At 66.3% G+C, this 12,869-nt stretch carries 10 protein-coding genes and 1 riboswitch; of the genes, 6 read left to right on the forward strand and 4 right to left on the reverse strand.

Annotated elements, in window-relative coordinates:
* Positions 1–111 precede the first annotated feature (111 nt).
* Positions 112–732, reverse strand: a complete 621-nt coding sequence (locus AC5P8F_RS09255) for a hypothetical protein (RefSeq protein ID WP_014645920.1) — start codon at positions 730–732, stop codon at positions 112–114.
* 301 nt (positions 733–1,033) lie between these two features.
* Positions 1,034–1,179: riboswitch (FMN riboswitch) on the forward strand.
* A gap of 77 nt (positions 1,180–1,256) precedes the next feature.
* On the opposite strand from AC5P8F_RS09255, the gene AC5P8F_RS09260 reads away from it, so the two are divergent.
* The 5 genes from AC5P8F_RS09260 to thiL all read left to right on the forward strand — a co-directional run bounded on the left by AC5P8F_RS09260 (position 1,257) and on the right by thiL (position 5,172).
* A complete protein-coding gene (locus AC5P8F_RS09260; RefSeq protein WP_049442184.1) occupies positions 1,257–1,883 on the forward strand; it encodes a riboflavin synthase in 627 nt (208 codons plus the stop codon).
* Positions 1,880–2,980, forward strand: coding sequence for a 3,4-dihydroxy-2-butanone-4-phosphate synthase (ribB, locus tag AC5P8F_RS09265; protein WP_014645922.1), 1,101 nt, complete (start codon positions 1,880–1,882; stop codon positions 2,978–2,980). Before AC5P8F_RS09260 ends, ribB begins: the two co-directional genes overlap by 4 nt.
* Before the next feature lie 160 nt (positions 2,981–3,140).
* Positions 3,141–3,608 (forward strand): 6,7-dimethyl-8-ribityllumazine synthase, encoded by a 468-nt coding sequence (gene ribH, locus AC5P8F_RS09270; RefSeq protein WP_005415267.1) that lies wholly within the window; start codon positions 3,141–3,143, stop codon positions 3,606–3,608.
* Positions 3,605–4,084 carry a transcription antitermination factor NusB gene (nusB, locus tag AC5P8F_RS09275; protein WP_005408062.1) on the forward strand — a complete coding sequence of 160 codons (480 nt, stop codon included), beginning with the start codon at positions 3,605–3,607 and terminating at the stop codon, positions 4,082–4,084. The genes ribH and nusB overlap by 4 nt, the downstream gene beginning before the upstream one ends.
* A 125-nt stretch (positions 4,085–4,209) precedes the next feature.
* Complete coding sequence (gene thiL / locus AC5P8F_RS09280) at positions 4,210–5,172, forward strand: thiamine-phosphate kinase (protein WP_312580278.1); 963 nt, start codon at positions 4,210–4,212, stop codon at positions 5,170–5,172.
* Positions 5,173–5,429: 257 nt separating this feature from the next.
* Here the strand turns inward: thiL and AC5P8F_RS09285 are convergent, their stop codons facing one another.
* From AC5P8F_RS09285 to AC5P8F_RS09295, 3 genes are all read right to left on the reverse strand, one after another.
* Positions 5,430–5,801, reverse strand: coding sequence for a DUF805 domain-containing protein (locus AC5P8F_RS09285; RefSeq protein WP_049442186.1), 372 nt, complete (start codon positions 5,799–5,801; stop codon positions 5,430–5,432).
* 127 nt (positions 5,802–5,928) lie between these two features.
* Positions 5,929–6,339: a hypothetical protein gene (locus AC5P8F_RS09290; protein ID WP_197606335.1), complete on the reverse strand. Its 411-nt coding sequence runs from the start codon at positions 6,337–6,339 to the stop codon at positions 5,929–5,931.
* Between the two features lie 456 nt (positions 6,340–6,795).
* Positions 6,796–9,243, reverse strand: coding sequence for an autotransporter family protein (locus tag AC5P8F_RS09295; RefSeq protein WP_495227974.1), 2,448 nt, complete (start codon positions 9,241–9,243; stop codon positions 6,796–6,798).
* 319 nt (positions 9,244–9,562) lie between these two features.
* On the opposite strand from AC5P8F_RS09295, the gene AC5P8F_RS09300 reads away from it, so the two are divergent.
* Positions 9,563–12,805, forward strand: a complete 3,243-nt coding sequence (locus tag AC5P8F_RS09300) for an autotransporter family protein (protein ID WP_495227976.1) — start codon at positions 9,563–9,565, stop codon at positions 12,803–12,805.
* Positions 12,806–12,869: the final 64 nt, after the last annotated feature.

Here is a 12,869-nt window from a genome sequence, read left to right on the forward strand (position 1 = left end):
CTTTGCGCAGGCCCGATGGTGCCCTGTGGCCGCCTGCCGGCGCGCGCGGGCCCAAAAAAACGGGCCCCTTGCGGGGCCCGTTCGATCGCACGACGAGGAGCGATCGGTAAATCAGAAGCTGGCGCGGACGCCGACCGAGTACTGGGTGACGTCGCGGTAGCCGGCGATCTCGCCCACTACACCCCAGGTCTTGGTGAAGTTGACCTGGCCGCCAACGGTGCCGACCCAGGTGCCCTTGTAGTTGTTGCCGCCATCCATGTAACCGGCCTTGGCCCAGGCTTCGGTCATGCGCGACGGCTTGCCGCGGATACCCATGGTGACGCGGCCCAGGTTGGTGTGGTCCTTGCCGTGGTAACGCACGCCGTCGTAGCGCAGGGTCGATTCGGCGTTCTGGCGCACCCAGGCGGCATCGGCGGTGAAGTCCAGGCGGTCGGTCCACGGCATGTGGTAGCCGATACCCAGCTCCGGCTGGTTCAGTTCCAGCTTCAGCGAGTCTTCGCCGTAGTGGCGGGTCTTGCTGGTGCGCGACCAGCCACCGAACACGTAGACCTGCTCGGCCAGCGCGACCGAGCCGCGCAGGTAGCCACCGTCGACCTTCGGGTCGTCCAGCACGTTGTCGTCAACCTGGACCTGGGTCCAGCCACCTTCCACGTAGGTGTAGCTCAGGGCGTCGGCCGAAGCCGAGAACGGAGCAGCGGCCAGCAGGGCGGCCACGATCAGGATCTTGCGCATGGGAATTCCTGTGAATTTCAGTCCATTGGCGGGCCTGCCCTCGCGGCTGCCCGTGGCGACCTCATGTCGTCCGCTGCGGATTTTAATGAAAGTTTTACAAAATGCGAGAGACGGCCGTCACAGGCTGGAGCCGGCCTGGATCGGGGTCAGATCCGTTTTCGTCGGAAAACGGCTCTGACCCGTAGCGATTTCGAGAGGGCCGGGGCCAGAGCCCTTGCCTGCGGAAAGGGATCAGAACCCGGTCATCCCCACCCCGTTCAGCACGGGCTGGTACACTAGCCACGCCGGTTCGCCGGTACACAAACGTCTTCAGGGCGGGGCGCAATTCCCCACCGGCGGTAGGTGCGCAAGCACGAGCCCGCGAGCGCCCCGGCCCACGGCCGGGGGTCAGCAGATCCGGTCCAATGCCGGAGCCGACGGTCATAGTCCGGATGAAAGAAGACGGTGCCACAGGGCCTTCGCGGCCCTGCGCCCGCCTGTTTGCCTTGCGGCGTTTTTCGCTCACTTTTCGCGGAGAACGTTACTTGTTTACTGGAATCATCGAAGGCGTCGGCCGTCTGGCCGCACGCGAATCCATCGGCGGCGATGTCCGCTTCACCTTCAACGTCGGGAATCTGCCGTTCGACAACGTGCAGATGGGCGAGAGCATTGCCATCAACGGTGTCTGCCTCACCGTCATCGCGTTCGACGCCAGCAGCTTCCAGGCCGATGCCTCCACCGAGACCCTGGGCCTGACCACGCTGGGCCAGCTGGGCGAGGGCGCGGTCATCAACCTGGAGCGCGCCATGCGCCCGACCGACCGCCTCGGCGGCCATCTGGTCAGCGGCCACGTCGACGGCCTCGGCCAGGTGCTGTCCATCCATGAAGACGCGCGCGCCCAGCGCTGGCGTTTCGCCGCGCCGGCCTCGCTGCGCCGCTATATCGCCAAGAAGGGCTCGATCTGCGTGGACGGCGTCAGCCTCACCGTCAACGAAGTGGACGACGAAGGCTTCGAAGTCGCCCTGATCCCGCACACCGTGGCCAACACCGCCTTCTCCGCCACCGGCGTGGGCAGCGCGGTCAATCTGGAAATCGATCTGGTGGCCCGTTACGTCGAGCGATTGATGGGTGTGCCGAGCAACGGTCAGCACCCACAGGGAGACGCAGCATGAACTTCGCCCCGATTCCGGAAATCCTGGAAGACATCCGTCTGGGCCGCATGGTGGTCATCGTCGATGACGAAGACCGCGAGAACGAAGGCGACCTGATCATGGCCGCCGAGCTGGTCAAGCCGTCGGACATCAACTTCATGGTCACCCACGGCCGCGGCCTGGTGTGCCTGCCGCTGACCCGCAGCCGCGCCGCCGACCTCGGCCTGGCGCCGATGGTGCAGGCCAATACCGCCCAGTTCCAGACCAACTTCACGGTCAGCATCGAGGCCGCCGAGGGCGTCACCACCGGCATTTCGGCGCATGACCGCGCGCATACCATCCGCACCGCGGTAAAGCCCAATGCCAAGCCGTCGGACCTGCACCAGCCGGGCCACATCTTCCCGCTGATCGCCCAGCCGGGCGGCGTGCTGACCCGCGCCGGCCACACCGAAGCCGGCGTCGACCTGGCCATGCTCGCCGGGCTGGAACCGGCCGGCGTGCTGGTGGAGATCCTGAACCCGGATGGCAGCATGGCGCGCCGCCCGGAGCTGGAAGTGTTCGCCCGCGAGCACGGCCTGAAGATGGGCTCCATTGCCGATCTGATCGCCTACCGCCTGGCCACCGAAAAGACCGTCGAGCGCGTGGACGAGCGCGAGATCGACACCGAATTCGGTCCGTTCAAGCTGGTGACCTACCGCGACCGCATCGCCCACGACCTGCACTTCGCGCTGGTTCGTGGCACGCCGGATGCGGACACCCCGACCCTGGTGCGCGTGCAGGTGGAAAACCCGCTGGCCGACCTGCTGCACTGGCGCCGCGACGACTTCGGCGTGGCGGCCACCGATGCCCTGCGCGCGATCGATGCCGAGGGCGCCGGCGTGATGGTGGTGCTGTCGGCCCCGCGCGACGGTGAAGCCCTGCTGGCCCGCCTGCGCCAGCAGCCGGCGCCGGTGGTGCCGGGCAAGGACAAGGATGTGGGCCAGTGGCGCCGCAACGGTGCCGGCGCACAGATCCTGTCTGACCTGGGCCTGGGCAAGCTGCGGGTGCTGGGCACCCCGCGCCGCCAGGTTGGCCTGGCCGGTTACGGCCTGGAAGTGGTGGAGACGGTCACCCTGTAATGGGGGATTGCAGGCCAGCCGCCGGCACTACCGGTGGGTGCCGGCCCCATGCCACCGGTGGGTGCCGACCGGTGGTCGGCACACCCTGCGGGCCCCCGCCAGCCACGGCCGGGGCCCATCCACGCTAGAATTACCCCCTTATCGAGTCCCCAAGCCGCATATGAGCCACTACGAAGGCGATCTTCGCACTCCCGAGTCGGCGCGCTTCGCCATCCTGGCCAGCCGCTGGAACGCCCGCATCACCGACGCGCTGGTCGCAGGCGCGCGCCTGAGCCTGGCCGGCAACGGCATCACCGAAGCCAACATCGACGTGATCCGCGTGCCGGGTGCCTGGGAACTGCCGCTGGTGGCCGCGCGCCTGGCCGCCGCCCATGAACACGCCGCCATCCTCACCCTGGGCTGCGTGATCCGTGGCGACACCCGCCACTACGAACACGTGGCCGACCGCTGCGCCGAAGGCCTGATGCGCGTGCAGCTGGATTTCGGCGTGCCGGTGCTGAACGGCGTGCTGGCGGTGGAACGCGTTGAAGACGCCGAGGCGCGCGCAGGCGGCAGCCACGGCAACAAGGGCGAGGAAGTCGCACTCGCCGCACTGGAAATGGTCAATCTGCTGGAGCAACTGCCATGAACAAGAACACCCAGGGCAAGCCCTCCGGTAAACCCGTCCGCCGCGATGGCGTCGATCCGGTGCTGCGCTCGCGCGCCCGCCGTCGTGCCGTGCAGGCCATCTACGCCTGGCAGATCTCCGGCGGCAACGCACAGTCGCTGATCGCCCAGTTCGCCCACGAGCAGGCCCGTGAAATCGCTGACCTGGCGTACTTCGAGGCGCTGCTGCACGGCGTGCTCGACAACCGTCGTGACATCGATGAAGCGCTCGGCCCGTACCTGGACCGTGGCATCGAGGAAGTGGACGCGATCGAACGCGCGGTGCTGCGCCTGGCCGCCTACGAGCTGCGCTACCGCCTGGACGTGCCGTACCGCGTGGTGATCAACGAAGCGATCGAATCGGCCAAGCGCTTCGGTTCCGAACACGGCCACACCTACGTCAACGGCGTGCTGGATCGTGCCGCCGTGGAATGGCGCAAGGTCGAATCGGGTCACTGACCCGATTTCTGTAGAGCCGAGCCATGCTCGGCTCACCGTGCAGCGCACGGTTGCGTTCGGCAATGCGGCGCGTGATCGAACTGCAGCCGAGCATGGCTCGGCTCTACAAAAAAGCAGAACGCCCCATGTCCCTGGCCGAATTCGCCCTCATCGACCGCATCCGCGCCCGCACCCTCGAGCGCGACGACATCCTGCTCGGCATCGGTGACGACGCCGCGCTGCTGCAGCCGCGTGCCAACGAGCAACTGGTGGTCACCGCCGATACGCTCAACAGCGGCGTGCACTTCCCGGTTGAGACGCCTGCCTTCGACATCGGCTGGAAGACCCTGGCGGTCAACCTGTCGGACCTGGCCGCGATGGGCGCGCGCCCGGCGTGGTGCACGCTGGCACTGTCCCTGCCGGAAGCGTCTGAAGATTGGATCGAGGCCTTTGCCGATGGCTTCTTCGCCCTGGCCGACCAGCACGACATCGCGCTGATCGGTGGCGACACCACGCGTGGTCCGCTGTCGCTGTCGGTGACCGCGATGGGCCAGGTCGGGCGTGGCCAGGCCCTGCGGCGCGACCGCGCGCAGGTGGGTGATGATGTCTGGGTGAGTGGCACGCTGGGCGATGCCGCCGGCGCGCTGCGCCTGTGGCAACAAGGTGCGTTGAGCATCGCCACCGCCACGCTGCTGGCCGACTACGAAAGCCTGCGCCTGCGCCTGCTGCGGCCGACGCCGCGCGTGACCCTGGGCCTGCGCCTGCGGGCCTTCGCGCACGCGGCGGTGGATGTGTCCGACGGCCTGCTGGCCGACCTCGGTCATATCGCCACGCGCAGCAACGTGGCCGCGCATGTGGATGCCGATTCGCTGCCGATCTCGCACGCGCTGCGTGAGCTGCTCGGCCGCGACGCTGCGCGCGACTGCGCACTGCGCGGGGGCGACGACTACGAACTGTGTTTCACCGCGGCTGCCGACCAGCGCGACGCGCTGCACTACCTGGCCGAATCGCTGGACGTGCCGCTTACCCGTATTGGTCGTATCGCCGAAGGGCAGGGCGTACACGTGGATGGCGAAGCCGCCGACGGCGGATACCAGCACTTCGCGTAGCCGCAGCGGTACCGCCCTGCTGGGTGCCAAGCTTCGGGGTGGGGTCAGATCGGTGTTGCTCTGGCAGGTGCCAACCTTGGTTGGCACGGATGTGTCAGCCGCCCTTGCCAACAGCATGTCGACCAAGGTCGACACCTACCCAGGCGGGAACACCTCGGTGTTGCTCTGGTAGGTGCCAACCTTGGTTGGCACGAATGCGTCAGCCGCCCGTGCCAACAGCGTGTCGACCAAGGTCGACACCCACCAACGCGGGCGGGTTACACGTGCGGAACCGCTGTATCGAAGCGGTTGTTGCCCGGCGTGCCGGGTAGCAGCAGGAACACCAGCACCACCAGGCCCACAATCGGCACCAGCATCAGCAGGTACCACCAGCCGGAACGGTCGGTGTCATGCAGGCGGCGCACGGTCACTGCAATCATCGGCACGATGATCGCCAGCCACACCAACGCGCCCACGCCCGTCGATATCAGTGCCAGCGTGCTTGAACCGGTGTAGCCAGCAATGAAGCCCAGCGCATTCGACGGTATCAACAAGATCACGACGAATAACTGGAACCACCAGAACTCACCGCGGCTGGCGCGCCCGCTGAACTGGGCATAGCGGGTAAGCGGAATCATCATCTTGTGCATCCGGGCACTCCCTGAAAGAAGTGCGCACTATTGGTGCTCCTGTGATGATGAGCCATCGGAATCGTTGGAATTGCACGCAGCGTGCAACTGAACTGAGCGCTACCCCGCACTTCTCCTTGTTGGGTGCTTACGCTGCTCGCAACTGCACATCCACATACTCGGCCAGCCCACGGCAGGCCAGCAGCAGCCCTTCGCGCGCGCCGTCACCCATCTGCTGGTCGATATCCCCGTCCACGCGGACGCGTTCAGTGGCGTGCAGCAGTTCCAGCAGGAAACTCAGCCCCGCATTGGCGCGGTCGATGCGCGCCAATGCCAGGCGCTGGCCGGGTGTACGGTTGCTACCGGGCCACGGTTGGCCGTCGGCGGCATCGCCCTGGCGGATGTACTGAAGGCAGGCCTGCAGGGTGATGGCGCCAGGGCTGTTACCGGTCTGCAGCGCAACGAAGGTGTCTTCCAGCGTGCGGGCCAGGTCATCGGGCAGGCGCGTGGCGGCCTCGCCCAGGGTGGCGAACAGGTGCGGGTAAGGGGAAGCGGTCATGGCGGCGTCCTTGTGCAAGCGGCAAGGGGCCACCCTGCTTAACAGCGAGGGTGGCGGACGGTGCGTGGTTCCAATACCGGTGGCTAACGTCGTCAAACGCCGGCGGGCACGAGGCCCCCACGCACCGCCCGCCATAGGTGCGCGGACAGAATGCCTGCCGACGCCACCCAACAAGGAAAGGGCGACGCCGGCAGGCAAGCGTAAACGACATTAACCGAACGGGATTGGAAGCCCGTGCCACCCGTTGTCGGTGGCGCTACATGATTTGCATGAAGCGCCAGTGCCGCCAATGAGAATTGTTGGAAAGTTCGAAAGCGTTGCAATCGTGCGGCGCACGCCACAGCGTGGCAATCGCGACATTCGTGTAGAGCCGAGCCGACGCTCGGCTCATCACAATCTCATCGAGAAGCAGCCGAGCATGGCTCGGCTCTACAGAAAGCAGAACGCGCTTCTACCTCACCACTTGTACGACATGCTCAGGTTCGCCGTCGCCTCGCGGTAACCATGGTCACCGCGCATCACGCCGAAGCCACCCCACGCACTCAGCCCGGAACGGAAGTCCACGCGCGCACCGGCATTCAACTCGTAGCGGTTGCGCGGCACGCTGGCCTTCAGCGCTTCATCATCGAACGCCATGCCGTTGCTGGCGCCATCGCGGTACCAGTTGGCCACCACATACGGGCTGACCGACGCGCCGGCGGCACTGCGGCCTTCGCCCTGAAGGCGCAGGCCCACGCGGCCGGACAGACCGCTGTCGCCCAGGCTGCGCACCACCGTGCCGTTGGCTTCCTCGTGGCGATCGGTGTTGGCGTCGGTGTAGACCAGCTGCAGTTCCGGCTGCAGGCTCAGCGCGGTGCTGCCGATCTGGCCGATGCCGAAGCGGTAGCCGGCTTCCAGCGAGCTCTGCCAGATGTCCGAGTCGTAGCGTTCCTCGGCCAGGCCTTCGCCCTGCACGCGGTTGCGGAAGTGGCCGCGCTGCACGCTGGCATCCACATACAGTGCATCGTTGCTCCAATTGCCGTACACGCCCAGCGCGCCGCCGTTGAGCTTGCCGCGTGCGCTGTAGCCGGTCAGCTGTGAACGTGAAGTGGCGTCGGACTTGGCCAGCGTACCCATCACGCCCACGCGGCCCTGGCCGTTGTCGAACACGCCGATGTCCGCACCCAGCTGCAGGCGCGAGCGGTCCACGCGCAGGTCCAGCTGGTCTTCCACCGCCGACAGCTTGCTCTGTGTAGCGTCCACGCGGGCCCAGCCACGCACGCCATCAATGGCGGAGGTGTTGCCGCCCTGGCGGTCGCGCCAGCCATGGCGCAGCAGCTGGTCCATCGCGAATTGGTTGGCCAGGTACGCGCCGGCTTCCGGGCGCAACACCGGCGTGGGGTCGATCGGATCGACCGGATCGACCGGATCGACCGGATCCACCGGGTCCACCGGGTCCACCGGGTCCACCGGATCGACCGGCTTACACTCCGGCAGCGTCGGGTCGATCACACACGGATCCGGCGCCCCGGCAAGTTCCGAGCGCAGGTACCAGCCGCCGTTGGTCGCGTCCTTGAACAGGAAGTACTCGTACTGCCCACCCACCGCGCGGCCCTGCAGGTCGAACTGCGCATTGGACGCACCGCCCACACGGATCAGCTCGATGCCCTTGTCGGTCTTGGCACCTGCGCCGCCGGCATTGAGCACACGCACGTTGGCCTGGCCGTTGGCGTCGCCCTTGATGATCAGCTTGTCGGTGGCCGAACTGTCGTCGCCCAGCTGGGTGTTGAACAGCAGGGTGCCACCGGCCCCGTCGAAGGTATCCACGGTGAGCGTGTTGAACGTACTGCCATTGCCCAGCGCCACCGTACCGGTGCTACCCAGCGCGAGATGACCGACAGTGCTGTCGCCGGACATCAGCCAGGTGCTGTCGCCGTCGATGCTGGCCGAGGTGACGTTGAAGAAGCGGCCGTCGATCTGTGCCTTGTTGCGCAGTTCCACGTTGATCATGCCGTTGGGGACCGTTGTCGTGTCCAGCACCACATCGCCAGCGATGCGCGAGTCATCGACAGTGAAATCGACTGTGGTGCGGCCAGCTGCGACAGCGGTCCGCCCTTTCAGTTGGATGAGAATTCCATCCCCTCCATGCAGTTGGCTGCCGTTGGCAACGGCGACATCGATGTGAGCATCACTGGCACGGCCATGGACCCAGATGGCTGCCGCGCTCTTGGCCGACAGGGTTGAACGGTCCAAATGCACCTCGAAGTTCTGTCCGTTTGCGACTGGCGAGATGACAACACCATGATTCTCGGCATCGATACGGGAGCGGTTGTGCAGCACGAGACTGCCATGGGTCATGAGTGCCCCCACGCCGTCCGAGAGAGGATTGCCACTGCTCGTGGGCAGGGCATCAACCCTGACGGTACTTGCGTCGAGCAGGATGCGCCCACTGCCAACGCTCATCCCGGAAAAACCCAGGCCTACGGACTGCCTGTCACCAAGTTGCTGGCCTGCACCGGGCGAGACCACAACGTGAGAGCCGGAAAGCGTAACCTGCGCTTGATCGTGTACTCGCAGGTTCCCCACAAAAGTACTGTCACGCGCGTCCAGCAGCGAATTTCCATCCAGCTTTACGGCATGTTCGGCGTAGTCGCCCGATGGCTTGCGCGAGACCGTCGAAGCAACCAGCGTTACGCGTGAGTCATCGGCCAGAATGGTCTGGGTCGCTCCTCCGTTCACGGTCAGCAGCGAGCCGTTCTTCAACGTCCACGCTTCGACCGGATCCCCAGCACCGACCTCCGCAGTCTGGCCATCGAGATCGCCGGCCAAAACGACCCCGGCGGGAAGGGACGCCAGCGCCAGCAACAGGCTGCGGAACAGCGGGCGCGGCGTCAGAGGATGGGATGCGGTGGCGGTGCGCTTCATGGGGGAATCCTTGTGTCGGAGAAGGGGGAGAGACGCGACACGACGCAACCGCATTCAGACGAAGTGCCGTATATCCTTCATCTCTGTGATGGTGGCGTGAAGGGTGGGCAATTGCGAAGTCATGTGTCTCTACTGGCGCCAGTCTCTGTGCGCAGCCCGGCCGAACCCATGCAAAAAGTTGTAAAGCACACTGAACACCGGTAGCGCCTTCAGCTTTCAGCCAGCACTGCGACAGCCTGTCGCAGGTGGGTTGCAAGTGATTCGATGGAGGCAGTGAACGGAGATGACGAGCATGGCGCCTCCTTTCAGGAGCAACCCCATGCACACACCCACCCCACGCCACCATGCGCTGGCCGCCGCCCTCGCCATTGCACTGCTTGCAAGCATTCCCGCCTCGGCCCAGCAGATCGTGGCCGACGGCGACGACCAGATGCCCGCCGAAGGCGATTACCACACCACTGAGCCGGTGCTGCCGGGCGACCCGTCGGGGCATGCCTTCTACGCAATCAACGGCGGCCGCATTCTTCCGACAGGGCCGGTCAACCTCTCCACCGAAGGACGCGGAGCGCACGCTGCGCACGCCGAAGGTACCGGCAGCCTGATCTCGTTGCAGGGCGCATCGGTGAGCACCACCGGCATCTCCGCAGCAGGCGCGTCAGTTGCTACGGGCGCCCGGCTGGAGGCCGCCGATGTAGTGATCGAGACACGCGGCAACAGCGCCCACGGGGTACAGGTGCAGGGGGCGGATGCCGTGCTGAGAAACGTGCAGGTCCGCAGCACTGGCGGCGATGCGCTGCGGTTGATGGGGGGCACGCTGCAGGTTCAGGGCGCTCAGTTGCAGGTGAACCGCTACGGTACTTACGGTCTGTATGCGAATGCGGGCACAGCAACGCTGGATGGGGTCCACATCGATATGGCGGGTGACGCGGGCAATGGTGTCCTGGCGACCGGCACGGCCGAGGTCGTCCTGCAGGACGCGAGCATTGGACGCGTGGGTCATTCGGGTGTGGCCGCAACGGCGCATCGCGGCGCGCGCCTGGTGATGAAGGGTGTGGACATCGACATGCGCGGTGACGCCGCCGTCGGTCTGGCGATGGGAGGCAGCGTAAACGTTTCCGACAGCCGCATCAGCGTGCAGGGCGCCCATGGTCGTGCCGTCGATCAGTCAGGTGGTGCGCTGGACGTGCAGAGCAGCGAGCTGTCCGGCAATACGGGACTGAGGCTGATGGACAATGGCAGCGTGAACCTGCGTGACAGCAGTGTCCGCAGCGAGCTGGTCGCATTGGATATCAATGGCCGAGGCAACGTCGTGACAGTGGAGCGCAGCTCGCTTGCAACGTCTGCAGGTACCGCCATCTGGATGCCGAACGATTCCACGCTGGTGCTGAGTGAGTATTCAGTGGTGGCCCAGGGAGACGGTGGGCTCGGCCTTGATGCACGAGGCGGCAGCGCGCAGCTTTTCAGTACCAACCTGCGTACATGGGGGCACTCTGCCCATGGTCTGTATGCGCAGGGCGGCGCGGGGCGGCAGCCCGGGATCGAGGCGGTCGATACCCAGGTGCTGACCGAAGGTGATGGGTCTGCTGCGGCGATTGCGCGCACCGGCGGGACCGTCACGCTGGTCGACAGCCGCTTGCAGACCGTCGGCCGATCCTCGCACGGTGTCATTGCCGGTGGTGCTGGGCAGATCGCTTTGAACAACACCCATGTACGCACCGAAGGCGAGGGCGCGTGGGCGGCGGTGATCAATGACAACGGTCGGATGCGTATCGACGGCGGCTCGCTGGTGAGCGTCCAGCATGGTGGTGTGTGGGTGCGCAGCAGCCGCGACCCGGGCCTGACCCTGGCCAACGGTGCGGTGGTATCGGGCGGCAACGGCATCGCGCTGGCGTTGGATGCGGCGGTGGCCGGGCGTTTCGATGTGGTGCTGGAGGGCCGCTCGCGGATGGACGGCGACATTGTCATTACCCCGGAAGACGAGGACGCAGGCCTGCCACCACAGTCGGACGTGCATGTGCGCCTGGCCGATGGTTCGCTCTGGCAGGGTTCGTCGGATCTGGTGCAGACGATGGCGATCGAGAACGGCAGCCAGTGGACGCTGACCGGTGATGCCACGGTGGGCGAGTTGCAGGTACTCAACAGTGGCGTGGCCTTGTCCGACGGCAGCGGCCGTTTCAATACGCTCACCGTGGACGGCGACCTGCATAGCGCAGGGGCGACGTTCCTGTTCCAGGGCACGCTGGCCGGCGATGACAGCGCGATGGACCGCGTGCACGTGCGCGGCGACACTTCCGGCGACGCGTTGATCGCGGTGAAGAACATCGGTGGCGTAGGTGCACCTACCGTGGATGGCATCGCGCTGATCGAGATCGACGGTGCATCACTGGCAAGCTACGCACTGAGCGGGCGCGCGGTAGGCGGATCGTACGAGTACTTCCTGTTCCAGGGCGGCCTGGCCGATCCTTCCGATGGCAACTGGTATCTGCGTTCGCAGTGGTTCGATATCTGCCAGGACAACCCGGCCGCACCGGGGTGCGTGGTCGATCCGGGCCCGGATCCGGATCCAACCGATCCCACTGATCCGACTGATCCGACTGATCCGACTGATCCGGGCAATCCGGGCGATCCGATCCTGCCGCCACCGGTGCTGCGCCCGGAAGCGGGGGCTTACCTGGTCAACCAGTCGGCGGCGATCAACCTGTTCGCGCACCGCATGCACGAGCGCAATGGCGCACGTTCGATGGACGGCGAGCGCCAGGCCTGGGCACGCGTGGGTCGGCAGCAGGCGGATTTCAGCGCGGTCGGCGGCCAGCTGTCGATTGATGGCAACACCTCGATGTTGCAGATCGGCACTGACCTGCTGCAGCGTGGCAACGCGGTTGCCGGTGTGATGCTGGGCAGCGGCCGCGCCGACAGCAGCGTAGTGTCCGATCTGACCGGTTACAGCGCCAAGGGCCGGGTGCGTGGCAGCGCCGTGGGTGTGTACGGCACCTGGATGCAGGATGCAGACAGTACGCGGGGCGCGTATGTGGACGCCGCCCTGCAGTACGGCCGCTTCGACAATCGCGTGCAGGGCATCGGCCTGGCGCCGGAGCACTACGACTCGCGCATGGCCAGTGCGTCGCTGGAGGCCGGCTACACCTTCAACGTATGGCAGGGCGACGCCAGCGCGCTGTACGTGCAGCCACAGCTGCAGCTGAGCTATGTCGATTTCCGCGCCGATCGCCACGTGGAGAGCAACGGCACGGTGATTGACCACGCCGACGCCGGTGGCCTAAGCGGGCGTCTGGGCGTGCGCGTGTTCGGCCATGGCACGGCCGCCGGCAACACCGTGCAGCCGTACCTGGGCGTGAACTGGCTGCGTGGCAGCGGCACCAGCACGTTGCAGTTCAACGGTGACACGCTGGCTGCGGACGTGCCGCGCAACCGCTACGAAGTGCAGGCCGGTGCCGAGCTGAGGCTGGGCCAGCGTTGGGGCGCGTGGGGTGGCGTGAGCGTGCAGCGCGGCGATCATGGCTACCGCAACGTGGGCGGCCAGCTGGGCCTGCGCATGGTCTGGTAAGCGCGTGAAGCGGGGTCGGATCCCGTTGCCAAGGCAATGGGCTCTGACCCGACGGCTGCTGTAG

It is taken from the genome of Stenotrophomonas sp. YJH_SMC_69 (assembly GCF_059370495.1).

What these genes read in the sequence shown, in the direction of transcription:
- AC5P8F_RS09255 (WP_014645920.1), bottom strand. Translation starts at nt 732, where the DNA reads ATGCGCAAGATCCTGATCGTGGCCGCCCTGCTGGCCGCTGCTCCGTTC.
- ribB (WP_014645922.1), top strand. Translation starts at nt 1,880, where the DNA reads ATGAACTTCGCCCCGATTCCGGAAATCCTGGAAGACATCCGTCTGGGC.
- ribH (WP_005415267.1), top strand. Translation starts at nt 3,141, where the DNA reads ATGAGCCACTACGAAGGCGATCTTCGCACTCCCGAGTCGGCGCGCTTC.
- nusB (WP_005408062.1), top strand. Translation starts at nt 3,605, where the DNA reads ATGAACAAGAACACCCAGGGCAAGCCCTCCGGTAAACCCGTCCGCCGC.
- thiL (WP_312580278.1), top strand. Translation starts at nt 4,210, where the DNA reads ATGTCCCTGGCCGAATTCGCCCTCATCGACCGCATCCGCGCCCGCACC.
- AC5P8F_RS09285 (WP_049442186.1), bottom strand. Translation starts at nt 5,801, where the DNA reads ATGCACAAGATGATGATTCCGCTTACCCGCTATGCCCAGTTCAGCGGG.
- AC5P8F_RS09290 (WP_197606335.1), bottom strand. Translation starts at nt 6,339, where the DNA reads ATGACCGCTTCCCCTTACCCGCACCTGTTCGCCACCCTGGGCGAGGCC.
- AC5P8F_RS09295 (WP_495227974.1), bottom strand. Translation starts at nt 9,243, where the DNA reads ATGAAGCGCACCGCCACCGCATCCCATCCTCTGACGCCGCGCCCGCTG.
- AC5P8F_RS09300 (WP_495227976.1), top strand. Translation starts at nt 9,563, where the DNA reads ATGCACACACCCACCCCACGCCACCATGCGCTGGCCGCCGCCCTCGCC.